Source organism: Micromonospora sp. NBC_00821, from assembly GCF_036347035.1.
In the GTDB taxonomy this organism is placed as follows: Bacteria; Actinomycetota; Actinomycetes; order Mycobacteriales; family Micromonosporaceae; genus Micromonospora; species Micromonospora hortensis.
Genome location: NZ_CP108880.1, coordinates 951749 through 976967, shown reverse-complemented (window position 1 = coordinate 976967; position 25219 = coordinate 951749). Strand labels below are relative to the sequence as shown.

Annotated in this window: 22 protein-coding genes and 1 tRNA gene; 9 read left to right on the top strand and 14 right to left on the bottom strand. The window is 72.6% G+C overall.

Translation table 11 applies throughout. The features are described from left to right. Positions 1–114: 114 nt before the first annotated feature. The 3 genes from OHB44_RS04660 to OHB44_RS04650 all read right to left on the bottom strand — a co-directional run bounded on the left by OHB44_RS04660 (position 115) and on the right by OHB44_RS04650 (position 2964). The gene (locus OHB44_RS04660) at positions 115–1062 is read right to left on the bottom strand and encodes a 4-(cytidine 5'-diphospho)-2-C-methyl-D-erythritol kinase (RefSeq protein WP_238683605.1); all 948 of its coding nucleotides are present in this window, start codon (positions 1060–1062) and stop codon (positions 115–117) included. A gap of 86 nt (positions 1063–1148) precedes the next feature. Then, positions 1149–2018: a 16S rRNA (adenine(1518)-N(6)/adenine(1519)-N(6))-dimethyltransferase RsmA gene (gene rsmA / locus OHB44_RS04655; RefSeq protein WP_238683606.1), complete on the bottom strand. Its 870-nt coding sequence runs from the start codon at positions 2016–2018 to the stop codon at positions 1149–1151. A gap of 46 nt (positions 2019–2064) precedes the next feature. Further along, positions 2065–2964, bottom strand: a complete 900-nt coding sequence (locus OHB44_RS04650; protein ID WP_330439716.1) for a TatD family hydrolase — start codon at positions 2962–2964, stop codon at positions 2065–2067. A gap of 129 nt (positions 2965–3093) precedes the next feature. On the opposite strand from OHB44_RS04650, the gene OHB44_RS04645 reads away from it, so the two are divergent. Beyond that, positions 3094–4341 carry a hypothetical protein gene (locus OHB44_RS04645; RefSeq protein ID WP_238683608.1) on the top strand — a complete coding sequence of 416 codons (1248 nt, stop codon included), beginning with the start codon at positions 3094–3096 and terminating at the stop codon, positions 4339–4341. A gap of 42 nt (positions 4342–4383) precedes the next feature. Here OHB44_RS04645 and metG read toward each other — a convergent pair whose 3' ends face one another. Continuing rightward, positions 4384–6186 (bottom strand): methionine--tRNA ligase, encoded by a 1803-nt coding sequence (metG, locus tag OHB44_RS04640; protein ID WP_238683609.1) that lies wholly within the window; start codon positions 6184–6186, stop codon positions 4384–4386. A gap of 476 nt (positions 6187–6662) precedes the next feature. Here metG and OHB44_RS04635 point away from each other — a divergent pair, with 476 nt between their 5' ends. Continuing rightward, positions 6663–7397 (top strand): hypothetical protein, encoded by a 735-nt coding sequence (locus tag OHB44_RS04635; RefSeq protein WP_266303716.1) that lies wholly within the window; start codon positions 6663–6665, stop codon positions 7395–7397. 31 nt (positions 7398–7428) lie between these two features. Here the strand turns inward: OHB44_RS04635 and rsmI are convergent, their stop codons facing one another. Next, the gene (gene rsmI / locus OHB44_RS04630; protein WP_274530802.1) at positions 7429–8268 is read right to left on the bottom strand and encodes a 16S rRNA (cytidine(1402)-2'-O)-methyltransferase; all 840 of its coding nucleotides are present in this window, start codon (positions 8266–8268) and stop codon (positions 7429–7431) included. Between the two features lie 149 nt (positions 8269–8417). On the opposite strand from rsmI, the gene OHB44_RS04625 reads away from it, so the two are divergent. From OHB44_RS04625 to OHB44_RS04615, 3 genes are all read left to right on the top strand, one after another. Beyond that, positions 8418–10070 carry a dolichyl-phosphate-mannose--protein mannosyltransferase gene (locus OHB44_RS04625; RefSeq protein ID WP_266305222.1) on the top strand — a complete coding sequence of 551 codons (1653 nt, stop codon included), beginning with the start codon at positions 8418–8420 and terminating at the stop codon, positions 10068–10070. A 365-nt stretch (positions 10071–10435) separates the two neighbouring features. Continuing rightward, the gene (locus tag OHB44_RS04620) at positions 10436–11713 is read left to right on the top strand and encodes a VWA domain-containing protein (RefSeq protein ID WP_330439715.1); all 1278 of its coding nucleotides are present in this window, start codon (positions 10436–10438) and stop codon (positions 11711–11713) included. Continuing rightward, positions 11713–12495, top strand: a complete 783-nt coding sequence (locus tag OHB44_RS04615) for a peptidase (RefSeq protein WP_330439714.1) — start codon at positions 11713–11715, stop codon at positions 12493–12495. The genes OHB44_RS04620 and OHB44_RS04615 overlap by 1 nt, the downstream gene beginning before the upstream one ends. Positions 12496–12541: 46 nt before the next feature. Here the strand turns inward: OHB44_RS04615 and OHB44_RS04610 are convergent, their stop codons facing one another. Beyond that, positions 12542–12811 carry a hypothetical protein gene (locus OHB44_RS04610; RefSeq protein WP_203122828.1) on the bottom strand — a complete coding sequence of 90 codons (270 nt, stop codon included), beginning with the start codon at positions 12809–12811 and terminating at the stop codon, positions 12542–12544. A gap of 198 nt (positions 12812–13009) precedes the next feature. Between OHB44_RS04610 and OHB44_RS04605 the strand changes: the two genes are divergently transcribed. Together OHB44_RS04605 and OHB44_RS04600 are read left to right on the top strand one after the other, a co-directional pair. Then, positions 13010–13666 carry a 4'-phosphopantetheinyl transferase family protein gene (locus OHB44_RS04605; protein WP_238683615.1) on the top strand — a complete coding sequence of 219 codons (657 nt, stop codon included), beginning with the start codon at positions 13010–13012 and terminating at the stop codon, positions 13664–13666. A 203-nt stretch (positions 13667–13869) separates the two neighbouring features. After that, positions 13870–14640, top strand: coding sequence for a DUF4352 domain-containing protein (locus OHB44_RS04600; protein ID WP_238683616.1), 771 nt, complete (start codon positions 13870–13872; stop codon positions 14638–14640). A 64-nt stretch (positions 14641–14704) separates the two neighbouring features. Here OHB44_RS04600 and OHB44_RS04595 read toward each other — a convergent pair whose 3' ends face one another. Beyond that, the gene (locus OHB44_RS04595) at positions 14705–15724 is read right to left on the bottom strand and encodes a hypothetical protein (RefSeq protein ID WP_330439713.1); all 1020 of its coding nucleotides are present in this window, start codon (positions 15722–15724) and stop codon (positions 14705–14707) included. A gap of 120 nt (positions 15725–15844) precedes the next feature. Then, entirely contained in the window at positions 15845–16930 is a 1086-nt protein-coding gene (locus tag OHB44_RS04590; protein ID WP_330439712.1) for a Gfo/Idh/MocA family protein, read from the bottom strand. Between the two features lie 59 nt (positions 16931–16989). On the opposite strand from OHB44_RS04590, the gene OHB44_RS04585 reads away from it, so the two are divergent. Together OHB44_RS04585 and OHB44_RS04580 are read left to right on the top strand one after the other, a co-directional pair. Next, positions 16990–17724 (top strand): hypothetical protein, encoded by a 735-nt coding sequence (locus tag OHB44_RS04585; RefSeq protein ID WP_330439711.1) that lies wholly within the window; start codon positions 16990–16992, stop codon positions 17722–17724. A 98-nt stretch (positions 17725–17822) separates the two neighbouring features. Then, positions 17823–18371 (top strand): hypothetical protein, encoded by a 549-nt coding sequence (locus OHB44_RS04580; RefSeq protein ID WP_266303719.1) that lies wholly within the window; start codon positions 17823–17825, stop codon positions 18369–18371. A 72-nt stretch (positions 18372–18443) separates the two neighbouring features. Here the strand turns inward: OHB44_RS04580 and OHB44_RS04575 are convergent. The 6 genes from OHB44_RS04575 to OHB44_RS04550 form a co-directional block, all read right to left on the bottom strand. Next, a tRNA-Ala gene (locus tag OHB44_RS04575) sits at positions 18444–18517 on the bottom strand. 251 nt (positions 18518–18768) lie between these two features. Further along, positions 18769–19551 carry a divisome protein SepX/GlpR gene (gene sepX / locus OHB44_RS04570; RefSeq protein WP_266303720.1) on the bottom strand — a complete coding sequence of 261 codons (783 nt, stop codon included), beginning with the start codon at positions 19549–19551 and terminating at the stop codon, positions 18769–18771. 200 nt (positions 19552–19751) lie between these two features. Next, positions 19752–20402 carry a GNAT family N-acetyltransferase gene (locus OHB44_RS04565; protein WP_196920962.1) on the bottom strand — a complete coding sequence of 217 codons (651 nt, stop codon included), beginning with the start codon at positions 20400–20402 and terminating at the stop codon, positions 19752–19754. A 112-nt stretch (positions 20403–20514) separates the two neighbouring features. Then, complete coding sequence (locus OHB44_RS04560) at positions 20515–21828, bottom strand: molybdopterin molybdotransferase MoeA (protein WP_091394702.1); 1314 nt, start codon at positions 21826–21828, stop codon at positions 20515–20517. Continuing rightward, a complete protein-coding gene (locus OHB44_RS04555; protein WP_238683622.1) occupies positions 21825–22787 on the bottom strand; it encodes a UTP--glucose-1-phosphate uridylyltransferase in 963 nt (320 codons plus the stop codon). The genes OHB44_RS04560 and OHB44_RS04555 overlap by 4 nt, the downstream gene beginning before the upstream one ends. A gap of 9 nt (positions 22788–22796) precedes the next feature. After that, positions 22797–25142, bottom strand: a complete 2346-nt coding sequence (locus OHB44_RS04550; RefSeq protein ID WP_330439710.1) for a diguanylate cyclase — start codon at positions 25140–25142, stop codon at positions 22797–22799. Positions 25143–25219 lie beyond the last annotated feature (77 nt).

Genomic DNA, 25219 nt, shown 5'->3' with positions numbered 1-25219 from the left:
CCCTTCATGATCAAGGCGTCCCGGTGCCGGCGGGCACCTGGACGCCTTTCCCAAGGGTACGCGGAAGCCCCGGACGCCCGCGCCGCGCGCCAGCAGCTCCGGTGGAACGCGTCGTCAGCCGACGCGGGCGCCGGCTACCGGACCGTGCGCGACCCGCGCCTCCCGGCAGACGCCCGCGGCGGTCAGCTCGGCGGCGATCCGCTCCGCGTCGGCCGCGTTGGCGGCGAGAAACACGCAGGTCGGGCCGGAGCCGGAGACGATGCCGGTGAGCGCACCGGCCGCCTCGCCGGCCTTCAGCGTGTCGGCCAGCGCCGGGCGCATGGCCAGCGCGGCGTCCTGGAGGTCGTTGCCGAGCGTACGGGCGAGCACCCGGGGGTCACGCTGGCGCAGCGCGCCCAGCAGCGCGTCGGTGCTGCCCAGCGGGGCGCCGGCGGCGCCGGAGTCGCGGAGCCGATCCAGCTCCCGGTACGCGGTCGGGGTGGACAGGCCGCCGTCGGCGATCGCCACCACCCAGTGCCAGGAGGTGGGGCGGGCCAGCACGGGGCTGATCGCCTCACCCCGGCCGGTGCCCAGCGCGGTGCCACCGTAGATCAGGAACGGCACGTCGGAGCCGAGGTCGGCGGCGATGCCGGCCAGCTCGTCGCGGGACAGCCCGGTGCCCCAGAGCGCGTCGCAGGCCACCAGCGCGGCGGCCGCGTCGGCGCTACCGCCGGCCAACCCACCGGCGAGCGGGATCTGCTTGCGCAGGTGCAGTCGGGCGTGCGGCAGCACCCCCGCGTACCCGGCGAGGGCGTGCGCGGCGCGGATCACCAGGTTGGTGTCGTCCAGGGCCAGCTCGCCGGTGCCCTCACCCTCCATGGTCAGGGCGAGGGTGTCGCCCCGGCGGGCCGTCAGCTCGTCGTAGATCGAGATGGCGTGGTAGATCGTGTTCAGCTCGTGGTAGCCGTCCCGGCGCAGCGGGCCCACCCCGAGGTGCAGGTTGACCTTCGCGGGCACCCGCACCCGCACCGGGCCGATGGCCCCCCGTCGCTCGTCGTCGTCCGGTCGCCAGGCCTCGGTCACGGGGTGATGTCCCGCACGCGCAGGCGGATGTCGAACGGCTTGGCCACGATCAGCTCCTCAGCGTCCTGGGCGGGCACCGCGTCAGCCTACTTCCCGGCCGGCGTACCGACCGGAGCCGACGCGGCGATGGCAGCGAACTGCTCGACGGTCAGTGACTCCCCACGGGCGCCGGGGTCGACGCCGGCGGCGGTGAGCGCCGCGGCGGCCCGGTCCGCGCCACCGGCCCAGCCGGCCAACGCGGCGCGCAGCGTCTTGCGCCGCTGCGCGAACGCCGCGTCCACCACGGCGAAGACCCGCTCCCGCGGTACGTCGGTGCGGGGCGGCTCGTGGCAGGTGAAGGAGACCAGACCGGAGTCGACGTTGGGCACCGGCCAGAACACGTTCGGCGGCACCTTGCCGGCGCCCCGGGCCTGGGCGTACCAGGCGAGCTTCACCGACGGAATGCCGTACACCTTGGAGCCGGGACCGGCGACGAGCCGGTCGGCGACCTCCTTCTGCACCATCACCAGGCCGCGTCGCAGGCTGGGCAGCACGGCGAGCAGGTGCAGCACCACTGGCACGGCCACGTTGTAGGGCAGGTTCGCCACCAGCGCTGTCGGCGCCGGGTCGGCCAGCTCGGCGGCGGCGATACGCAGCGCGTCCGCGCGGTGCACTGTGAGCCGGGCGGCGTCAGCCCCGGCGTGCCGCGCGACGGTCTCCGGTAGCGCCCCGGCGAGCACCGGGTCGATCTCCACGGCGTGCACGTGCCCGGCGACCGGCAGCAACCCCAGGGTCAGCGAGCCGAGCCCGGGCCCCACCTCCAGGGCGACGTCGTCGGGGGTCAGGCCGGCGGCGGTCACGATCCGGCGCACCGTGTTCGGGTCGTGCACGAAGTTCTGGCCCAGCTTCTTGGTGGGCGCGACGCCCAGCCGGGCGGCGAGTTCCCGGATCTCCGCCGGGCCGAGGAGACCGGTCATGGCTGGCAGCGTAGCGACGGGGTCGGTGCCGACCGTCGAGCCGGGCTCACCACGGGCCGAAGGCCCGGTCGCCGGTGGCGGAGATGGCCGCGCACAGCTGGTCCAGGTCACTGCCGGTGGTCGCGGCGAGCGCGCGGACGGTGAGCGGAATCAGGTACGACGCGTTCGGCCGGCCGCGGTACGGCATCGGGGTGAGGTACGGGGCGTCGGTCTCCACCAGCATCTGATCCGCCGGGGTGAGCGCGGCGGCCTCGCGCAGCGCCGTCGCGCTGCCGAAGGTGACGGTGCCGGCGAAGCTCAACAGGTAGCCGCGGCGGACGCACTCGCGGGCGAAGTCGGCGTCGCCGGAGAAGCAGTGCAGCACCACCCGGTCGGGAGCACCCTCGTCGTCGAGGATCCGCAGCACGTCGGCGTGCGCGTCGCGATCGTGGATGACCAGCGTCTTGCCGTACCGCTTGGCGATGGCGATGTGCGCCCGGAAACTCTGCTCCTGCGCGGCACGCCCCTCGTCCCCGGTCCGGAAGAAGTCCATTCCGGTCTCGCCGATCCCCCGGACCCGATCGCGGGCGGCGAGTGACTCGATCTCCCGCAACGCCTCGTCGAGGTCGCTGAGCCGGGGTGCCTCGTTGGGGTGCAGCGCCACGGTGGCCAGCACGGCCGGGTACCGGTCGGCGGTGTCCGCGCCCCACCGCGAGGAGGCGACGTCGACACCCACCTGGACCAGCCGGTCCACGCCGACCTTCGTTGCCAACGCGATGGCCACGGCAACTGGGTCGTCGGCCGGCCCGCCGCCGGGCACGCCGGCCTCGCTGACAGTGATGTCCAGGTGGGTGTGGCTGTCCAGCACCGCCCGGGGCAACGCCTCGGGGGCGGGCGGAAACTCTCCGGCCCGCCGGGCGGCACGCTCGCGACGGGATTCAGTGGGCTCGCTCATCAGCGACAGCATCACACACCGGGCCTGTCCATCTGCCCGCCACCCGACGTTCACCCGGGCTACGCCGTGCGACTCTACGGTCGCTCACGAGCGGACGCGACAGCGTGCGGACCTCATCCCACCGAGCAGCGAGGCGACGGCATGAGCGTCACCCCCCAGGCCGGTGGCAGCGCCGGCGAACGGACCGGACTGCACGTGGCGTTCGGCGGCGGTCTCTACCCGGCTGAGGAGATCGCCCGAGGCGCCGCGTACGAGTTGTTCAGCGCCGACGAGGTGGCCGGCTTCGAGTGGGCGCCCCGCCCGGGCAGCGCCCTGCCGTGGCACCGGTTCGTGCACGTCACCGAGGTGACAGCTGTGCACGGTGCCACCGAGCCGGCCGACGAGCCGGAGACGCCGCTGCTGATCCCCGCTCACCGCGAGCGGGGTTGGGCGTACCTGCACCAGCTCAGCCAGCAGCCGGCGACGGCGGGCGACCCGATGCTGGTTGAGGCGCGCGCGTCGGCGGTGGTCCGGCGGGGCACCCGGATGATGAAGGTGCTCTCGGCCCAGCAGCTCGCCGGCTACGTACGGGGTTGGCTGCCGCACGGCTTCTGCTACCGCGAGCACGATGTGGCGCACCTGCGTACGCCGGCGACGACGACGGTGCTGCGTACCGATGGCGACGCTGGCCGGGACGGCCCGGACGTGGCGTACGCGCTGCGCTGGCGCGCGTCCGACCCGGGTGACTACGACGTGCCGGTGGGCCCGGCACACCGCGGCCTGACCGCGCTGGCCGCCCGGGACCGGCTCGGCGCCCCGGTGCTCGGCACCGGCTTCGTGCCCAGCAACGGTCAGCTCATCCCGGAGTTCATCACCAGGGACTTCGCCGACCTGCCGATGCCGGCGAACGCCGCCCTCATCGCGTACCCGGCGGAGGGGGTGGAGGTGGTGCTCTACACCTACCAGGCCGAACAGCGCGGGTGGCTGCGGATGGTGGGTCCGCAGTGGCGGCACCTGCTGGCCTCGGTGCCGGGCCTCTCCCCGGACCAGGAGTACGTGCCGAACGCAGACGCTCCCCGCTCCACCCAGCTGGTCGGCATGTACGGCGACAGCGAGTACGAGGCGGTCGCCGACCTACCCGGTGGGTTCCGGGTGCTGGCGATGACCCGGGCGGCCCGTTACCCGGTGGACGCGGTGGCTCGCCGGCTCCGGTTCGCCCAGTGGCGGGGGGTGCCGTGCCTGGTGCTGCGGGAGGAGGCCGGCTGGCTGCGGGTGCGCCTGCGCTACCCGAACCCGGACACGGTGGTCACGACCGGCGCGCAGTGTCAGGAACGCGGCGTCTACGAGGCCTGGGCGCCGGGCGCCGAGGTGACCGACGACCAGGTGATGGACACCCGGTACGCGATGTGACAGCGCGCGGCGGCGGGGCACCCGCCGCCGCGCGTCGCACGCTCAGTCGGCGAGCCGGGCCAGTTCCTCGTCGACGATCGACGGGTCGAGCTTGCGGAACACCGGCTTCGGCGCGGCCAGCGGGCGACCCGCCTCGATCGACACCGACTCCCAGCGCGCGCCGACTGTGTAGTCCCCGGTGAGCACCGGGTACGCCGGGCCGCCGTCCAGGTCGTCGACCTGCTCGATCACCGGCATCGGCGCGTGCACGCCGGTGCCCCCGAGCAGCTCGTGCACCTGTTGCGCGGAGTGCGGCAGGAACGGGGTGAGCAGCGTGTTGGCGTCGCTGATCACCTGAAGGGCGACGTGCAGGATGGTGCCCATCCGGGGCTTGTCCGCCTCGTCCTTGAGCTTCCATGGCGCCTGCTCGGAGAGGTACCTGTTGGCCTCGGCGACCACCTTCATGGCCTCGCCGATCGCCTGCTTCTGGCGGTGCCGGCCGATCAGGTCGCCGACAGTGGTGAACCCGGTCCGAGCGACGGCGAGCAGCGCCTCGTCGGCCTCGGTGAGCCCGGCCGGGTCGACCGGCGGGATCGCCCCGAAGTTCTTCGCGGCCATCGAGACGCACCGGTTGACCAGGTTGCCCCAACCGGCGACCAACTCGTCGTTGTTGCGGCGCAGGAACTCGGCCCAGGTGAAGTCGGTGTCGTTGCTCTCCGGGCCGGCGGCGGCGATGAAGTAGCGCAGCGCGTCGGCGTCGTAGCGCTCCAGGAAGTCGCGAACGTAGATGACCACCTTGCGGGACGAGGAGAACTTGCGCCCCTCCATGGTCAGGTACTCGCTCGAGACCACCTCGGTGGGCAGGTTGAGCCGACCCAGCTCGCCCGGCTCACCGTCGCGGGAGCCCTCGCCGGAGTAGCCGGAGAGCAGCGCCGGCCAGATCACCGAGTGGAAGACGATGTTGTCCTTGCCCATGAAGTAGTACGACTGGGCGTCCTTCCCCGCGCCGTCGGCGGACCAGTACTTCCGCCACGCGTCCGGGTCGCCGGAGCGACGGGCCCACTCGATCGAGGCGGACAGGTAGCCGATCACGGCGTCGAACCACACGTAGATCCGCTTGTCCGACCGGTCGCGCCAGCCGTCGAGCGGGATCGGCACGCCCCACTCCAGGTCACGGGTGATCGCCCGGGGCTGGAGGTCGTCGAGCAGGTTGCGGGAGAACCGCAGCACGTTGGGCCGCCACCCCTCGCGGGTGTCCAGCCACTGCCGCAGCACCTCGGCCAGGGCCGGCAGGTCCAGGAAGAAGTGCTCGGTCTCGACGAACTTCGGAGTTTCCCCGTTGATCCGCGACTTCGGGTTGATCAGGTCGATCGGGTCGAGCTGGTTGCCGCAGTTGTCGCACTGGTCACCGCGGGCGCTGTCGTACCCGCAGATCGGGCAGGTGCCCTCGATGTAGCGGTCGGGCAGGGTGCGCCCGGTGGACGGGGAGATCGCGCCCATGGTGGTCTTCGGCACGATGTAGCCGTTGCGGTACATCCCCTCGAACAGCTCCTGCACCACCGCGTAGTGGTTGCGGGTGGTGGTGCGGGTGAACAGGTCGTACGAGAGGCCGAGGCCGTGCAGGTCCTCGACGATCACCCTGTTGTACCGGTCGGCCAGCTCGCGCGGGGTCACCCCGTCGGCGTCGGCCTGCACCTGGATCGGGGTGCCGTGCTCGTCGGTGCCGGAGACCATGAGCACGTCGTGGCCGGCCATGCGCATGTACCGGGCGAAGACGTCGGAGGGAACGCCGAAACCGGAGACGTGGCCGATGTGGCGGGGGCCGTTGGCGTACGGCCAGGCCACTGCCGCGAGAACGTGACTCATGAGCAGTGAGCCTAGTGACCCGTCCGGGGCGTTCGCGAACCAATGGGGGGTGCCCGACCGTCGGACCGGGCCGACCACCTCGCCCGTTGGTCCGATTTGTCGTCGACACGCGGCTCACCTGCCCGTTTCATCTCCTGGCGCGGTGTGCAATGAACGTCGTGACGGGCAGAGGAGCGGCGCGGGACCACGAGGACCGTCCCACCGGGTCGGCGGTCGGCGACGACCCGGGGCCCGAGCCCGCCGTGTCCCGGGTCGCCGGGGTCGCACCGCAACCTCGGTTCGTGCGCAGCGCCGACCCGGGGACACAGCGGCCCACGCCGGCAGGGAGGTCCGCCGCCCCGGCCCGCCCCGCGCCGGCGGCACCGTCACCCACACCGACTCGTCCGACCCCGGGGGCACCCGTACCCAGCCCGGTCCGTCCCGGCTCGTCAGGCTCGCCGACCGGCGCGGCACCGACCGGCGCGGAGCCTGTGGAGGTGGAGCCGACCACCGGCGCGCCGGTGGACGCGGTGCCGCGTCGGGTGCCGGTCCGAGAGCAGGGCCGCCGGCAGCGCGACCACGGGCCCGACGGCGACCCGCCGGACGACGACGGCGGCGCTTTCTGGGCGCCGATCGAGCAGGTGCACTGGGACGGCACCCCGGTCCGCAAGGACGCGGCACCGGCACGGCTCCGCGGCTTCCGGCTGGCGCGGCGCCGGGCACCCAGCCGCACACCCCCACCGCCGGATCCGTTGCCCGGGCTCGCCGCGCTGGTGGTGCTGAGCCTGGTCGCGGCCTTCTTCGCCTGGGTCAGCGCCGGCCCGTTCTGGCTCGCGGTCGGGCACGCCCGGACGGGCACCGTGGTGATCGACGACTGTTCCGGCGGCGGGCTCACCCTGCGGTGCCGGGGGATCTTCACTGCCGAGGACGGGCTGTTCATCGCCCATGGTGTCCGGGTCAGCGGCGTGCCCGTCGATCAGCGCACGGCCGGCACCGCGCTGCCGGCGCGGATGACCGGCCCGGACAGCGGCACCGCGTACGCGGACGTCGGCGTGGGCCGGCACCTGCGGTGGCTGCCCGGTCTGCTGGTGGTGCTGGCCTGCGCCGCCGGCATCGTCCGGTGGACCGGGTCGGCACGGCTGCCCGGTCGCCGGCACCGCCGGTGGGCAGTGGCCGCCGCCATCGCCGGCCCGACGCTGATCACCGTCGGCTTCCTGGCCGCCGCGTGGTGAACCCTCCGCCCGGCGGAGCGCACCACATCGGTCAGCTGTGCACGATCGTGTAGACGTCCCGGCGGCGCAGCGCGTACTCGGTGGCGACGTCGGTGATGGCGTCCCGGCGGGACCGGCCGGCGGCCTCCCGCTCGGCGACGGCGGCGCGCAGGGTGTCGTCGTCGGGGCGTTCGGCAGCGGTCACCGGAGCTCCGGCCACCACCAGGGTGATCTCGCCGCGCGGGTCCCCCTCGGTGGCCCACCGGGCCAGCTCGCCGAGGGGGCGGCGGAGCACCTCCTCGTAGGTCTTCGTGAGTTCGCGGCAGACTGCGGCCGGCCGGTCCGCCCCGAACGTGTCCGCCAGGTCGGTGAGCGTCGCCCCGATCCGGTGGGGGGCCTCGAAGAAGACAAGGGTGCGCTCCTCGGCGGCGAGGGCGCGCAGCCGGGATCGGCGGCCGCTGGGGGTACGGGGCAGGAAGCCCTCGAAGCAGAACCTGTCGCAGGGCAGCCCGGAGACGGCCAGCGCGGTGGTGACCGCGCTGGGCCCGGGGGCGACGGTGACCGGCGCCCCGACGTCCAACGTGGCACGGACCAGCCGGTAGCCGGGGTCGGAGACGCTGGGCATTCCGCCGTCGGTCACCAGCGCCACCACGTATCCGCCGAGGATGGCCTCGACCAGCTCGGGGGTGCGCCGCTCCTCGTTGCCCTCGAAGTAGGAGACGATTCGACCACCGACGGTGAGGTCGAGATCGCGGGCCAGCCGGGTGAGTCGGCGGGTGTCCTCGGCGGCGACCACGTCGGCGCTGATCAGCACCTCCCGGAGTCGGGCTGAGGCGTCGGCGGGGTTGCCGAGCGGAGCACCGAGCAGGATCAGGCGCCCAACTTCGGACATTTCACCCACGGATTCGTCTCCTTCATTGCAGGGAATACCGGTATCAGGGACGACGGACGCCACCGGGCACCCTGGCAGCCTACGATCGCCGGGTGACGAGTGCGTCGACAGCGCAGAGCCCGAGCGCCGATCCGGACAAGATGATCCAGATGACGGGCGAGCCCAGTGCCACCCAGGAGCCGACGGCGCCGAGTGCCGAGGGCGGCGGGGTGGCAGCTGTGGTCCGGCGACGGTTCGCCACCGTCGACACCCAGGTGGACCGCTTCTCCTGGCTGGCCACGGCAGTGGTGGTGGCCATCGCGGCGATCGTGCGCTTCGTGGGGCTGTCCAGCCCGAAGGGCAAGATCTTCGACGAGACGTACTACGCCAAGGACGCCTACGGGCTGATCTCGCGTGGCGTGGAGTGGAACTACAAGGACAACGCTCCGTCGTACGTGGTGCACCCGCCCCTGGGCAAGTGGTTGATCGGCGTCGGCGAGTGGGCGTTCGGCTATCAGGACGCCGATTCCAAGGTCTCCGTCCCCGGGCACCTGATGACCACCGCACCGGAGTTCGGCTGGCGTTTCTCGGCGGCGGTCATCGGCACGCTGTCGGTGCTGCTGCTGGTCCGCATCGGTCGGCGGATGTTCCGCTCGACGGTGCTCGGCTGCGCGGCCGGCCTGCTGCTCGCCCTGGACGGCTTCCACCTGGTGCTGTCCCGGGCGGCCCTGCTCGACATCTTCCTGCTTTTCTTCGTGCTGGCGGCGTTCGGCGCGCTGGTGCTCGATCGGGACGCCCGCCGTCGGCGCTGGGCTCGGGCCCTGGACGACGGGCTCGATCCGAGCCAGCCGGGCCGGGCCGGCCGCCCGCCGACCGGTTGGCGCACCTGGCCGTGGTGGCGGCTGGCCGCCGGGGTGCTGATCGGCTGCGCCTGTGCGGTGAAGTGGAGCGCTCTGTACTTCGTGCCGGCCTTCGCGCTGCTGGTGCTCTTCTGGGAGGTCGGCGTCCGCCGCTCGGCGGGCGTCCGCCGGCCCTGGCGGGACACGCTCGTCGACGAGCTGCCCTGGCTGGTGCTCGCCGGCGTGCTCATGGTGGGCACCTACCTCGCCACCTGGTCGGGCTGGCTGCTCACCGACGACGGTTACTACCGGCTGGCGTCGTCCTACCCGGGCTCCCGGCTCAGCGACCGGCCGGTGATCGGTCCGCTGATCAACCTCTTCGAGTACCACCGCGCGGCGTACGGCTTCCACGCCCAGCTCGATGACGCGCACAAGTACCAGTCGTGGCCGTGGCAGTGGCTGCTGTTGGGTCGGCCGGTGGCGTTCCACTACGCGGGCGACGGCGTCTGCGGCGCGGCGAGCTGCGCCTCGGAGATTCTGCTGCTCGGCACCCCGCTGCTCTGGTGGTCGTTCCTGCCCGCTCTGGTGGCGCTGGTCTGGCTGGGTGTGGCCCGTCGGGACTGGCGGGCCGGCGCGATCCTGCTGACCGTGGCCGCCGGGCTGCTGCCGTGGTTCTGGTTCGCCCTCGACGGCCGGACGATGTTCTCGTTCTACGCCGCGCCGGCGGTGCCGTTCCTGGTGCTGGCCGTGGTGTACGTGCTGGGCGCGCTGATCGCGCCCGCCGGGGGTGACGTGGGTACGGTGGCGCCGCTGGTGCCCGGCGACCCGAGTTATGAGCGCCGACTGGTGGGCAGCATCGCGGCGGGGGCGTACGTGCTGCTGGTGGCGCTCTGCTTCGCGTACTTCTATCCGATCTTCGTGGGTCGGGTGATTCCCTACTCGGACTGGTTGTCCCGGATGTGGCTCGACGGTCGGTGGATATAAGCATCGACAGGCGACGCGCCGCACAGCGCGACGGAAGAAGGGCCCGCACGCCGAAGCGTGCGGGCCCTTCTTGACAAAGACGCGCGCCCCGATCGCCTGCCACGGGGGAAGCGGGCGATTGGGGCGCGCATGAAGAGCTTAACCACCCCGCACCACCGGCACAACGGGTCGACTTGGGTCAGATTTCCGACGGATGCTGGCCGAACCGACACCTTCCCTCGCACAGTTGACCGAGGGTGACCCGGCGTGGACCCTGAGCGCGGGCGCGGCCGGTCAGAGGCGATCCCCGGCGTGGCCGGAGTCGCCGGTTCCGCACGCCTCCACCCAAATGATCATCCAAAGTGGATCTCACTACACTGCGGGTCGTGATCAACTTCAGACGATCGACGGCGGTCCTTCTCGGACTGTTGGCGACCACCGCGCTGACCGGGCCGGCGCAGGCCGACGAGGAGCCGGCGCCCGAGCCGCCCCGGGTCGAGTTGGTGCTCGACGTCAGCGGGTCGATGCGCGCCGCCGACATCGACGGACGCTCCCGGATCTCGGTCGCCCAGCAGGCCTTCAACGAGGTGGTCGACGCGCTGCCCGAGGAGACACAACTCGGCATCCGGGTGCTCGGCGCGACCTACCGCGGCAAGGACAAGAAGGTCGGTTGCCAGGACACCCAGCAGATCGTGCCGGTCGGGCCGGTGGACCGGTCCGCCGCCAAGGCCGCGGTGGCGACACTTCGGCCGACCGGGTTCACTCCGGTCGGGCTGGCGCTGCGCTCCGCCGCGCAGGACCTGGGCACCGGGGCAACCACGAGACGGATCGTGCTGATCACCGACGGCGAGGACACGTGTGCTCCGCCGGACCCGTGCGAGGTGGCCCGGGAACTGGCCGCCCAGGGCACCAGGCTGGTCGTCGACACCCTCGGCCTGGCCCCCGACGAGAAGGTTCGCCGACAACTGCTCTGCATCGCCAGCGCGACCGGCGGGACCTACACCGCCGCGCAGAGCGCCGAGGAGCTGACCGACCGGATCAAACAGCTCGTCGAGCGGGCCGGGGACACGTACACCCGGGCCCCGACCGTGGTCGGCGGCACGAGCGCGTGCGACTCGGCGCCCCTGCTCGCCCCCGGCGTCTACGCCGACCGGGAGGCGTTCTCCGAGCATCGCTACTACCGGGTGCCGATCCGTCCCGGGCAGGAACTGCGGGCGTCGGTGAGCATGGCGTTGGACCGGGCCGTCAACCGGGACTACGGGGTGCTGTTGCGGGCCACCGCGGCCGACGGCCGGGAACTCGTTCGCGGCGCGGACGCCGGCAGCGGGCGGGCCGACGTGCTCTCCGCCGGGCTGCGCTGGTCGGCCACCGCCGACGACGAGGATGCCACCGAGACCGAGCAGAGCTCCGCGCCGGTCGTCGAACCCACCACCGTCTGCCTGGTGGTCAGCAACTCGTTCGCCCCGCGTCCCGGCACCGCGGCGACCCCGGGCATGCCTGTGGAGTTGACCATCGACGTGGTCGCCGCCGCACCCGCACCGGACGGACCGGACCTCGGCCGGGGCTGGGTGCTGCTCGCCCTGCTCACCATCGCCGGGCTGATCACCGGTCTGCTCGCCGGTCTGCTCACCCGCTGGTGGGTCGCCACCTGGAGGGAGAACTGATGCCTACCGCACTGTTCCGGTCGATGGCGGCGCTGCTCGCCGCCGGCGTCGCCGCTCTGCTTCCCGCTGCGGCCGTAGCCGCACCGACCCCCTCCCCGGGTGCCACGCCGGTGAACCGTGCCGGCACGTCGTTCCTCACCGCCACCCCGATCACCGCCGGACAACCGGTACGGGTGGACGCCTCGATCGGTGACCACCTCTACTGGTCGTTCCCCGCGACGGCCGGCCAGGTGCACGAGATCAACGCCACCGTCACCTTCCCGAAGGGACGCGGCGGCGCCTCCACCTGGACGGTGGACGTCTTCGACGGGCTGCGCCGACGCCAGGCGTGCACGGCGGGGGCTCAGACCCCGACCGTGGACGCGAAGGCGTCGAACGTGGCGCTGGGCTGCACGCTGCGCGAGGTGCGGCCGTGGGCGGAGCCCTGGTCGGCCGATCCGCTGCCCGGCACGTACGTCGTCCGGCTGTCCGTGATCGAGCTGCCGGAGGCGGATCTGGGTGCGCCGATCGACGTCGACCTGCTGGTCGGCACCATCGCCGACCGGGGCGCCTCGGCTGACGACGGCGAGTTGGCCGCCCCGCTGGTGCCGAACACCAAGGCCGGCACGGTGCTCAACGCCGTACCCCCGGTGGACGCGGAGGCCGACGACGAGAGCGGCTCGCTGGCGGACTGGTTGCCGGATCTCGGCTCGCGCTGGGTCTGGACCGGCATCGGCGGCGCGCTCGCCGCGGTGGCCGGCGTGTGCGGCTTCGCGGTGACCCGACGCCCTCGACGTCGCTGAAACGCCACCTCTGGTGGCCCCGCTCAGCGGCGGGGCCACCAGAGACTCAGCTACGTCGGGAGCCGCGCGGCAACCAGCCGATGAACCTATCCTGGAGCGACATCACCGGGGCCGCGCGCAGATCCTCGGTGGCGGCGGCGAGGCAGGAGCCCAGATAGACGCTGAGCATTGCGCGATCACCCCCGTACTCCGCCAGCAGCCGGGTGCGCTTCGTCGCGCACGGCCACTCGTCGCCGCAGGAGCCGCAGCTCCAGCAGGGGGTCTTCGGGGCGTGTTCGTCAGCCCGCACCCCCGGCCGTTCCAGGCCATCGGTCATCGCACGTCCTTCCAGATGTCCACGGGACTGGCGGCTGCCGTGCCGGCCAGCATTGATGGTGGTCCCCCCGGAGCCATCAGGGAGAGCGCTGCGCGTCCCTCCGGTGTTACATCTTTGCGGTACCTTCGACGGTCGTGGGAGTCGGAAATTTGACGGTTAACTCTGTGCGTCATTCCTACCGACCAGTAGGCCACCGAAATGCGTGACCTGCTTCCATCGACGGTCGCGGTCGCCGTCGCCGGGCCGGAGGACTGGACAGGCGAATTGCTCCCCGCTGAGCAGGCGTGTCTCGGCGAACGGGCGGTGCAGACCCGTCGGCGGGACTTTGTCGCGGGAAGGACTTGCGCCCGCAGGGCATTGCGCGACCTCGGCCTGCCGACGACCGCGGTGCCGGCCGCCAGCGACCGCGCGCCGGTCTGGCCGGCCGGGGTGGTCGGCAGCATCACCCACACCGCCGGCTACTGCGCCGCAGCGGCGGCGCACACCACCGACATCCGGTCCGTCGGGATGGATGCCGAGCAGCACCGCGAGGTCAATCCGGGAGTACGCCGACTCGTGCTGCTGCCGGAGGAGGAGGCCACCTGCGCACGGCTACCCGGCGGCACCCACTGGCCGGTCGTGCTGTTCAGTGCGAAGGAGACCGTCTACAAGGTGTGGCATCCGATCGTCCGCGGCTGGTTGGACTTCCACGACGCTCTCCTCGACATCGATCCGGATGCGGGCACGTTCACTGCCCGGATCGCACCGGCCCGCGTGGACGCGGCCGGGGTCGACAACCCCCCGACATCGATCAGCGGCCACTTCGTGATCGCCGACGGGTTGGTCCGCACCGCCGCTGCGCTTCCGGCGCGTTGACCTCGCCTGGTTACTCATAGCGATGATTGGAATACCGATCCACAGTGGCGTTCGGCGACCGACCAAACACCGTCCACGCTGGCCAGACTGGCTTCGCATCCTCGCGATGGGATGCCCTCCGGCGTGACCACTGGACGTTCCGCCACCCACGGTAACGTCGAAGAGTTCCCCGCACCGCACGTACCGAAGCGTCAAGGAGTACGGTGACCCACCCCCAGCCACGCGTCAGGCCGCACAATCCCCAACAGCCGAACCCGCAGCCGCCGGCCCGCTCCTTCGCGGCGACACCGCAGCCGCCGTTCTCGGGGCCTGCGTACCCGGCGGCCGGCGGGCACACGGACCATGGCGGCGGATATCGGGCACCCGGTGGGTCCGGCTACCCGATCATCGCACCACCACCGGCGCAGACGGACCGCGCCAAGAAGTCCGTCGTTGCCGTCGCGGTCTCCGCGGCCGTACTCACCCTGCTCACCTGCGCCGGCGGCATCGTGGCGGTCGTCATCGGCACCAAAGGCACCTCGACCACTGTGAGCGAGGCACAGGCCACCCCGCCGACCCCGCCGCCGGCGAACGGCGACACCCGCGACCTGTCGCCGGGCGACACCCTGGTCGTCAACAGCGAGGCCGGCACCGTCGAGATCACCGTGACGAAGTTCAGCAGCGCCACCAAACCCTGCAGGTCCCACGGACTGAAGCCCGGCGAGGGCATGTACGTGATCGCCGACGTGACTGTGGCTGTCACCAAGGGCACCGTGTCGACGAACCCGCTCTACTTCCAGTGGGTGGCCGCCGACGGCACCAAGACCACTGCGATCGGCGGAGCCTTCTCCGGCTGCGGCAAGCCGATGCCGGCCGTCGACGACCTGACCGCCGGCACCAGACGCACCGGCAGCGTGGTGTTCGACGTGCATGACACCTCGGGCGCGTTGGAGTACCAGGACCAGTTCCAGACCGCCGGTTCCTGGAAGCCGTGACGCGCTGACGCGACGTGGGGCCGACCCGTCCGGGCCGGCCCCACGCGGTGGGCGAGTCGGTGGGTCAGCAGCCCGTCCAACGCACCGGAGTCAACCGGTCGGCGAGGACGTTGCGGAACCCGACGATGGTGCCCGAGTTGGAGATGGACCGCGCACCGACGACCACCCCTTCGCCGCCGCCCGGCAGAACCCGGGAGGTGGCGCCCCTGGCAACGCGGTCACCACCCACCACGGCGCCCTTGGCGTTGACACCGGTCAGTGCCGGCATTTCCTGGTCGAGCAGCGTGTGCGAGCCGTTCCGAAGGTCCCACCGCACCCTGCTCGACGAGGTGGCGCCGCCCAGCCATACCTGGCCGATCGCCCAGCGCCCCGCCGCCTCGCCGGCAGTGCTCCACTCGGCGCCCGGGAACGTGAGCGCGTCGATCCGGCCGTTCGGCCGGCGGACCCAGCTGTTCCAGTCTCCGAAGGGCCCGGCGCTGCCGACGATGGTCCCGTTGTCAGTGATCCCACCCGCCTGGGCGTCGACCGGGGCGTCGAGCACCTCCACAGTGCCCGGACGGGCAGCCGGCCAGCGCAGCGCGACAATTTCCCCGGAGACGATGTCGGAGCCGTGGCCGACGATGTCGCCGGCATCGTTGATGGCGCTGACATACGTGGCGGTGGACGGCAGCACCGGCAACTGCTCGAGCTTGCCGTCGCGGTACCTCCACGGCTGCCCGTAGCCGGTCTCCGCCGATCCGTTGCCGATCACGACGCCGTCGGCGTTGATGTCGACGGGGGTGGCCGAGGCCTCCGACTCCAGCTCGGTGACCCGCTGCCCGTCCCAGAACAGCAGCAGGTACTGGTTGTCGGTCCCACCGACCCGCAGCGCGGTCCCCGCGACGTAGCGACCCGTCGGGTCGACCGCGTTCGCGTCGGCGCGATACGTGTCGGTCGGGTACGGCAGCGTACTGATCTTGCAGGTGCGGGGGGTCGCCCCGCCGGGCGCGGCGGTCGCCGTCGCGGAGACAGCGACGCCGAGAGAGGTAGCCAGCAGACCGGTCGCTGTGGCTGCGAGCATCCGGCGTCGAATGCTTCGATTCATGCTTGCTCCCCGTGTGCGGCCCGGGTGCTCCCGGGCATTCGGTTGATACCCGGCTTCACAGGTGAGCTGGCTTCACGGTTGCGCACTGTCAGCCAAGAGACAGAAACGGATCCGGCGGACCTACCGTCCCCATGCCTCGGTGGCGGTGACGACCGGCCGGCCGGTGCGTACCGATTCGTCGACGGCGAGGCTGATCAGGTGGTCCTGGCAGGCTTCGGCAAGCGGATACGGAGCCGGGCCCTCCTCCCGCGCCCACGCCCCGGCGCGGGCGACGATGTCGGCGACCGCGATGTCGTCGTCGGACATCCCGCTGCCGACGAACGGATTGCGGTAGACCACGTCGCCGTCGAAGCTGATGTGCTTGAGGTCGAGCCCTTCCAGGTTGAGGTCGAGACCGGTCTGCCGCCGGGTCAGGAACGACTCCACCGGCGTGCTCGGGTCGACCAGGCGGACCACCCGGTCGTCCACCAGCTCACCGCGCGAGCCCCGGACCACCAACCGGCGGGTACGCAGCGGGTTCCACCACTGGTTGTCGGTGAAGTCGTACAACCCCATCCGCCCGCCGAAGTCGATGGTCGCGAGGGTGGTGGAGAGCTGCTGCGGGGTGTCGTCGCCGCTCCAGCCAGCCGGCGAGAGCGGGTCGGCCAGCGGCGCGACGAAGGCGCGCGCGCTCACCTCGGCGCTCTCGTGACCGACGCCGAGAAGACCCCGGATCAGTGAGACCGCGTGGTACAGGTGGGTCGAGGAGATCTGGACCGAGGTCGGCTCGCCGAGCACCCCGGCGCGGACCAACGCCAGCCGCGCCGCGTGTCCGGGCATCAGCAGGTACTGCTCGGCAACCTGCACCAGACCGCTGCCTCCGACGTCGGCCCAGAGCGAGCGCAGACCCGCCAGGTCGGGGGCGGGCGGCGTCTCGGCGAGCACCGGTACGCCGGCCGCCACCAACTCCCGGGTCGCCTCTGGCGTCACCGGCCACGGCACCGACACGATGACGAAGTCCGGCCGCTCGTGGGCGAGCATCTCCCCCGTCGTGCGGAACGTCGGCACGCCCCAGTCGGCAGTCACGGCGGCTCCCCGTGATTCGGTACGCGTCACCACCCCGGTCACCCGGAACCGCTCGGGGAGCAGCCGGGCCAGGCGAAGGAAGAACTCACCTCGCCAGCCACTGCCGATGATGCCGAACCGGGTCTGGGCGACCGAAGTCATCTTGGCTCCTCACGTAGAGGTCCGGATGCTAACCGTTCTCCTTCGCTACGGTTGTGCCGATGACCACCGAGCCGACGCGGGCCGTACCCGTGCTGGTGCCCGACGCGGGACCGTCCCTGGACTACTACCTGGTCCTCCCTCGACGCGACGAGCGCGACCCGGCCACCACTGTGGAAGGGATCGTCGTCGAGGAGTTCACCCGCCACCACGACCTCACCACGACGGGGCTGGACAGCGCCGGTTGGACGCCGGAGACCGGCTGGTGGAGTTCCGCCACGCTGAGCCGCGGCATGCGCACCGACCCCGAGGTGCTGGAGCGGGTGTTCCCCACCTCCCGCCGGAAGGCCGAGGACGTCTACCGCGCGCTCGGTGGCGGGCAACTGCCGGACGAGTCGGTGCTTCGTACGCACTTCCTCGACCATCAACCGATCGCCACCGCCCCGCCGTTGCGGCTCGGCCCGGCGCGGCCACCGGCCGGCTTTCACGAGCGGCGGGTGTACCGCGTCCTCTTCGCCAAGGACCTCCGCGCCGAGCAGGTGGCGAGCCTCCGGACGGCCTGGCGGACACCGACGGGCGGCACTGTCGCGTCAGTCGCGAGCGGTCGTCTCGACGAGCACGGCGACCAGTTCGCCTGGGATCTGCGACGGGTCGGCCACACCCTGGCCTGGTGTCTCGACGTGACGGTTCTGCTGAGCACCGACGCGTCCGAGGCGGTGGGCTCGACCCTGACCGGCCTGACCAACGTCCTGCGCGAACACGGCCTGATACCGGTGACGACCGAACGCTTCGCCTAGCGCGTGGCACCTGACCACCTGACCGCCCGACAAGACTGGAGGCTTGGATGTCAGTCGACCTTGAGGCAACACTGGCCCGGCCCATCTCGCTCGCTGAGATGGTGACCGCCGCGCGCGCCACCCTGTCCGAGCTGCTCGGCGTGGACACGACGCCCGAGCTGAGCGTGTTCACCGACCGACGTTACGAGCAGGGACGCCGCGTCGCTTCCGGCCGCCGCCTCGACGCGGCGGAACTGCGGTCCACCACCATCGGCCACCGCATTGACCCCAAGCCCAACGGAATGCCGGGCTCGATCCACCTTGAGATCGACGTCTCGGGCTTCGCGGACGGTGCGTGGCTCCTGGTCATCGACCACGAGCCGGAGACCGGCGGTGTCCCGGAGGCAGTCTTCAGCCCCTACCGCACGTGTGTGAGTGTCGTCGTAACGCTGGCCATGGCGCTTGCCGTCGCCGACCTCACCGGCGGCCAGTTCACTGACGACCAGATCCGGCTGCTGCGGCCAGGCCACACCCACCCGCGCCATCTGGTCACGGCGACTCGACTGCCACGTGAGCCGGGCGAGTTCACCCAGAGATGCGAGCGCTACCTTCGCCAGTTCGCGCATCTCGGCGGGTGGCCGCGCCAGGTGTCGATGGAGCGCACGTGATGGGTTCGGTCCGCCACCCGGAAGATCGCAAAAGGCCGCCTCCGACTCGCGGAAACGGCCTTTGGCCTGGGGTGGAGCTGAGGGGATTTGAACCCCTGACCCCCTCGATGCGAACGAGGTGCGCTACCAGTCTGCGCCACAGCCCCCCGCCGGCGAACCGGCTTCGGTCCCACCCGGCTTACACCGGGCGGGCCGGCAGCAAGGCTAACAGGTCGTCGGCCTTCACCGCGAATCCGCCCCCGGCCCGGCGCTTCGACCCGCCCGAAGATCGACTCGGGCTCCTGGAAATCGGAGCATCCCGGACGCCACAACCACCCGACTTTCAGGAACCCGAGTGGATCAAGCCGGCCGGGCACGGCCGAGACCGCGGCACGGCCGAGACCGGCCGGGACCGGCGTCAGGCGCCTCGGCCGGCCTCGTAGGGACGGCCGCGCAGTCCGCCCGACCGCCGGTACGAGACCGATCCACCGTTGACCGCCGCCGGGAGGTCTCCCGGCCGGTCCAGGCCCATGGCGGCTCGGCGTACCCCCTCCCGCTGGGCGGCGAGGCGGCGCTGCGCCTCCCGGCGGGCCGCGGCCCGGCGGGCCTGCTCCCGGCGCACCTCGGCCTGCCGGGCGGCCAACCAGGCGGCCTCCCGGGCCCGGACGCGGCGGCGGCGACGCCCGGCCAGGGCCTGACCCCGCAGGTGCACGACGTACAAGGCCAGGAGCAGGAAGGTGACCCCGAAGCCGACCCAGAAGCCGGGGCTGACGAACAGCACGCCGATCAGCTCGACGACGTTGAGGAGCAGCAGGGCGGCGAGCACCCGGCGACGCCGGTACACGGCGGGGGTGTGCTGTCGGCGCGGCGGTGGGCGGCGACGGGACCGCTTCGGCGCGGCGGGCACGGCGCGCAGTCGACCGGAGCGGCGGACGGCTGGTGGCGCGGAGACCGGGGCGCTCAACGCACCGGTAGTCACGTCTTCACTGAGGGTGACGACCAGTGAGCGCGGAGGATGGACGGGTCGCCGTCCCGGCACAGTGCGGCGCCGTCGGCGGCGCTGGAGCACCCGCGCCGTCGACTGCGCCCGCTCCGCCACCAGCCGCTCGGTGGCGTCGTACCGACGAACCAACGCCGGGGCCAGGGCGAGCAGGCCGGCGGCGGCGAGGACGGCGAGGAGCACCGAGGTCGGCACCCTCACCCCTCCCGTCACCGAATTCGAAGCAACCGCCATCCGACCGCAGGATCTTCCATCGATCACGCCTGGGCGCGTGGATCGTCCGGCCGGGGAGCGCTTGCCGCAGCTTGCAGTTACTTGAGGTTACGGCGCACCGACCGGGATGCCACCGCGCCGCGCCGATCCCGTCCGTGGGACGAGTGGGCGGATGTCGGGAAATCCTCCTACCGAGCGGTGGCGCGAACCCGGTGCCAGCGGGCCAGCAGGCCACCCTCGGCGGCGATCTCCTCACTCGTCATCGCGTACCCGATGTGGTCCCGCCAGGCGCCGTCGATGTGCATGTAGCGCACGTGGTACGACTCCTCGCGGAAGCCCAGCTTCTCCACCACCCGCCGGGACGGCCGGTTCTCCGGACGGATGTTCACCTCCACCCGGTGCAGCCCGCCCGGGCCGAACGCGTGGTCCACGGCGAGCGCCAGCGCCGTCGGGATCACACCCTGGCCGGCGACCCGCGCGTCCACCCAGTAGCCGACGTAGCCGGAGCAGAGCGCCCGCCGCACGATGCTGCCCACGTTGATGTGCCCGACCAGCCGGTCCCGGTCGGCCTCACGCAGACAGACCGCGAACGGCATGCCCTCACCCTCACGGGCGGAACGCCGCTGGTCACGGTGCACCCAGCGGAACGCGGCCGGCGAGTTCATCTCGTCCCAACCGCCGGGCAGTGACGACTCCCAGGGTGCCAGCCAGGCCCGGTTGGCCCGCCGCACCTCCGACCACGCCGCCGCGTCGGAGCGCCGGTAGGGCCGCAGCAGCACTGGGCCGTCGGCCAACTCCACCGGCCAGCCCGGTGCCCGCGCGGGTCCGAAGAGACTCACCCGCACAGTCTCCCGCGCGGGACCGCGTCGCGCGCAAGTGGTCCCACCGCGTTCACCGCACAGACCCCGACGATCACCCGACGCGGGCCGCGAGCGGACCGGCCGGGACGCGTCACCGGCGGCGGTCCAGCAGCAGCACGTCCACAGTGGAACCGGCTGCGGCCGTGGTGACCCGCTCGCCGAGCACCAGCAGCCCGTTGGCCTCGGCCAACCCGGAGAGGGTGAACGGCCCGCCGCTGAGCGGTTGGACCGTATACCCGCCGCCGCGTCGCTCGGCGACGTGCGCCGGCCGGAACTCGCGCAGCCCCGTCGGCGACGACACGGTCTCCAGCAGGTGTGCCCGCACACTGGGTCGGAACACCGGCTCGGCGCCGGCGAGCAGTTGGATGGCGGGGCGGGCCAGCACCTCGAAGCCGATCAGCGCGGCACCCGGGTCGCCGGGCAGGCAGACCACCGGCACCTCCTCGGCGCCGACAGTGCCGAACCCGAGCGCGGTGCCGGGGTAGAGCGCCACGTCGGTGAAGGTGACCGGCCCGGCGCGACCGCCCTCACGGCGGGAGAGGATCCGACGCACCATGTCTCCGGGGCCGGTGCCGGTGCCACCGGTGGTGATGATCAGGTCGGCGCGCAGCGTCTGGTCCTCCAACAACCCGCGCAGCCCCTCCGGGTCGTCGTCGCAGATGCCCACCCGGTACGCCAGTGCGCCCACCTCGGCCGCCGCGGCGGTCAGCGCGTGCGAGTTCGCGTCCACCACCTGACCGGGCTGACTGCCCCGGCCCACGTCGACGAGTTCGTCACCGGTGGCCACGATGACCACCCGTGGACTGGGCCGGACCACCACGTGCCCGATGCCGGTCGCCGCGAAGACGGCGACCAGGGCCGGGGACACGTAGGTGCCGGCCCGGGCCAGCAGGGTGCCGGCGGGCAGCTCCTCACCCGCTCGGCGTACCCCGTACCCCCGTTTGGGGGTACGAAAGATCTCCACCGCGGCCATGCCCTGGTCGGTCCACTCCACCGGGACCACGACGTCGGCGGCGACCGGCAGCGGAGCCCCGGCGGCCACCGAGAAGCACGAGCCGGGGGTGAGCCGGACCGGCCGCCAGCTCGCGGCGCCGAGATCGCCGACCACGTTGAGCCGAATGGTGCGGCCTCCGGGCGTGCCGGAGGGGGCCGGGACGTAACTCGGCCCCCGGCCCCCTCCGGAAATGTCCTCCCAGCGCGCGGCGTAGCCGTCCACGGCAGCCTGGTCGAAGGCCGGGAAGGCGTGCGGCGCGACGACGTCCTCGGCGAGGACGTTGCCGTGCGCCTGGGTGAGGTCGAGGTCGAGTGGCGGCAGCGCGCGCAACCTGCGCAGCACGCTGCCCAGGTAGTCGGCGAGCGGCGTCAACTCGTTCGCGGCCGCCTCGGCGTCGGCCGTCGCGGTCATGTACCAGATCCGCCTGCCGCGTCGGCCTTGACGAAGTCGGCCAGCCAGGACCTGAACTCGGCGCCCAGGTCCTCGCGCTCGGCGGCGATCTGCACCACCGTCTGGAGGTATCCCAGCGGCATGCCGGTGTCGTAGCGGGTGCCGCGGTAGACGATCGCGTGCACCGGGATGCCCTCGGTACGCAGCAGCTCCATCGCGTCGGTCAGCTGGATCTCGCCGCCGCTGCCCGGCTTGGTCCGCCGGATCGCGTCGAAGATCTTGCCCGGCAACACGTAGCGGCCGAGCACCGCGAGGTTGCTCGGGGCGTCCTCGGGCTGCGGCTTCTCCACCATCCCGGTCACCTTGACGACCTCGCCGATGTCGGTCAGCTCCGACTCGGCCGGCTCGACGGAGGCGATCCCGTACCGCTTGGTCTCGGACGGGTCGACCTCGAAGAAGGCGAGCACCACACCGCCGGTGCGGGCCTGCAACTCGATCATCGCCGGCAGCAGCGGCTCCGACGGCTTGACGAACTCGTCGCCGAGCAGCACCGCGAAGGGCTGGTCGCCGACGTGCGACTCGGCGTACCCGATGGCGTGGCCGAGCCCGAGCTGCTCGGGCTGCCGCACTGTGTAGATCTCGGCCAGCTCGCTGGGCCGACGTACGGCGGCCAACCGCTCGGAGTCGCCCTTCTCCTCCAACCTGGTCTCCAGGTCCGGGCGTCGGTCGAAGTGGTCCACCATCGACGTCTTACCCCGACCGGTGATCAGCAACACGTCACCGATGCCAGCCTGCGTGGCCTCCTCGACGATGTACTGCAACACCGGCCGATCCACCACCGGCAGCAGCTCCTTGGGCACCGCCTTGGTGGCCGGCAGGAACCGGGTGGCCAGTCCGGCCGCCGGGATGACGGCCTTGACCGCCAGGGGACGGCCGTTTGCGGCGACCGTCGATGAGGGGTTCGCTGAGTGCTCCGACATGCCGCGAGACTATCGGCCACGGCTCTGCCGCGGCGGGTGTGGCCCAGAAGACGCGCCGCCACCCGGCCCCGGCCGGGCCGCGTCCGGGCCGGCCCGCGCCGCGCCCGACGCGCTGTCCGGCGTGTCGTCGACCGAATCCGGCCGGGCGTGCGCCGGGCCCGCCAGCGATGATTCCGGTACGCCCACCGCCGGGTCGGACCGGGCGGGCCCGCCCGGCTCCCGGCTGGCCTGCACCGGCTGGCCGGCGCGCGGCAGCCCGTCGGTCGGGCTCACCGCACACGCGAGCACCGGAATTTCCCGGGTCGGCAGATCCGAGCGCGCCTCGGCGACCCGGTACGTGTCGCGGCCCGCCGCCTTGGCCGCGTAGAGCGCGTCGTCGGCGGCCTCCAGCACCTCCCGTCCGGTGCTGCCGTGGTCCGGGAAGACGGCGATGCCCACCGACACTGTCACCAGGACCGGTCCGGCGTACGCCTCGACGGCGATGGGCGTCTCGCGCACCGCCGCGCCGAGCCGCTCTGCCACGATCGCCGCGCCCCGCGCGTCGGTTTCCGGCAGCAGCAGCACGAACTCCTCACCACCCTGACGGAAGGCCAGGTCGACCTCACGGATCTCCCCGCGCACCCGGCGGGCGAACTCGGCCAGGACGGTGTCCCCCGCGGCGTGCCCGTAGGTGTCGTTGACGTCCTTGAACCGGTCCAGGTCCAACGCGAGGACGCTGAGCATCCGCCCGAATCGGCTGGCCCGTTCGACCTCCCGCCGGATCGACTCGCGCAGGTAGCGGTAGTTCCACAGCCCGGTGAGCGGGTCGGTGAGGGAGAGCCGCTGCGCCTCCTCGTGCACCCGGACGTTGTCCACCGCCACTGCCGCGTGCCCGGCGAAGGTGCGCAGGGTGGCCAGGTCGTCATCGTCGAACTCGTCGGCGCCCAACCGGTCGTAGAGGGCCAGCACGCCGAGCGCGGCCGCCGCGCCCGCCTCGTCGACCGGCCCCGAGGGCCCGCCGAGGGTGGCCGTGGCACCGCCGGCCGGGGCGGCGAACGGAACGGCGACGTAGGTGCGACAGCGTGGCTCACCCGTTGGTGCCCCGGTCGGCTCCGTCCTGCCCCGCTGCGGTTCCCCGGTGGCGGCGACCTCGCCGACCACACCGACGCCGACCGGCACCCGCAGCGTCTGCGACCCGTCCGCCTCCTCGGCCGACCAGCGCCCGTCCAACCCCTCGGTGCACTGCGCGACGAGCACCCCGCCGGTCTCCACCAGCAGCACGGCACCCGCACGCGCGCCGGTGGCCCCGATGGCACTGCGCAGGATCACCCGCAGGATCCGTTGCAGGTCGTGCGTGCTGGCCAGGGTGTCGCCGAGCACCGCGAGGTGCCCGCGCAGCTGATCCCGGTTGCTGGTCAACGCCGCGACGTAAGATCCGGTCTCCCTCGTCATCCGGTTGAACGCCGCGGCCAACCGTCCCACCTCGTCGCGGCTGCGTACCGGCACCCGGGCGGTCAGGTCGCCCTGGGCCACCCGGTCGACAGCACCGGCCAGCTCCGCCAGCGGCCGGGTGGTCACGCGGGCCAGCCGCCAGGCGGTCAGCACCGCGAGCAGCCCGGCCAGCACGACCACCCCGACCAGCGTGGCGTGCAGCCCAGGTGGCCGTTCACTGGGAACGGAGAGCACCAGTGGCAGCGGCTGCGCGTCGGAGGGCCCGAGCCTGCGCACGTACCGGCCCTGGTTGGTCTCGGTGACCTGCTCTCCCCGTACGCCGACGGCGGCGGCCAGCACCGCGTCGCGGACGTCACCGGACTCGGTCGTGTGGGTGACCCGCGCGGCGCTCGCCCCACTGTCGAGCAGGGTGACCGCCACCCCGGTCACCGCCGCCAGTCGGGCCACGAAGGCCGGGTCGACCAGTTGCGCGGCGGTCACAGTGCCCAGCCGGGTGCCGGCGCGGTCGTGCAGGTCGACCTGGGCGGCCAACGCACGGACCGGGCCGGGGTTCGAGCCCCCGTTCGTGCCCTCGGTCGAGCCGGCGCAGTCCTTCCACGGGGTCGACGGAGCACCGGGCGAGATGTAGGTGACCTGGCCGGCCACGTCGGTGACCAGCACCGCTGCGGCCAGACCCCGGCCGACCAGTTGCGCGGCGGCGACCGCCGGATCGGCGGTGAGCGCCACCGCGTCGGCCGTGGCGCGTAGCTGCTGGCAGAGCGCGTCGACCGAGGTACGAACAGTGGACGCCGCCACCGCCAGGCGCTCGGTGGAGCGGCTACGGTCGACCGCAGCGACTGTGGAGGCGACGAAGAGCGCGCCGAGCAGGACGGGCCCGAGCACCACCACGAGGAAGGCTGCCGTCAACCGCCCGCGTAGCGTCACTCGGTCCCCCCGGAAGTTCCGCCTCCGTTGCTTGCGATGCTGACACAGTGCAACCGTGGGAGAGGCGTTGCGTCAGG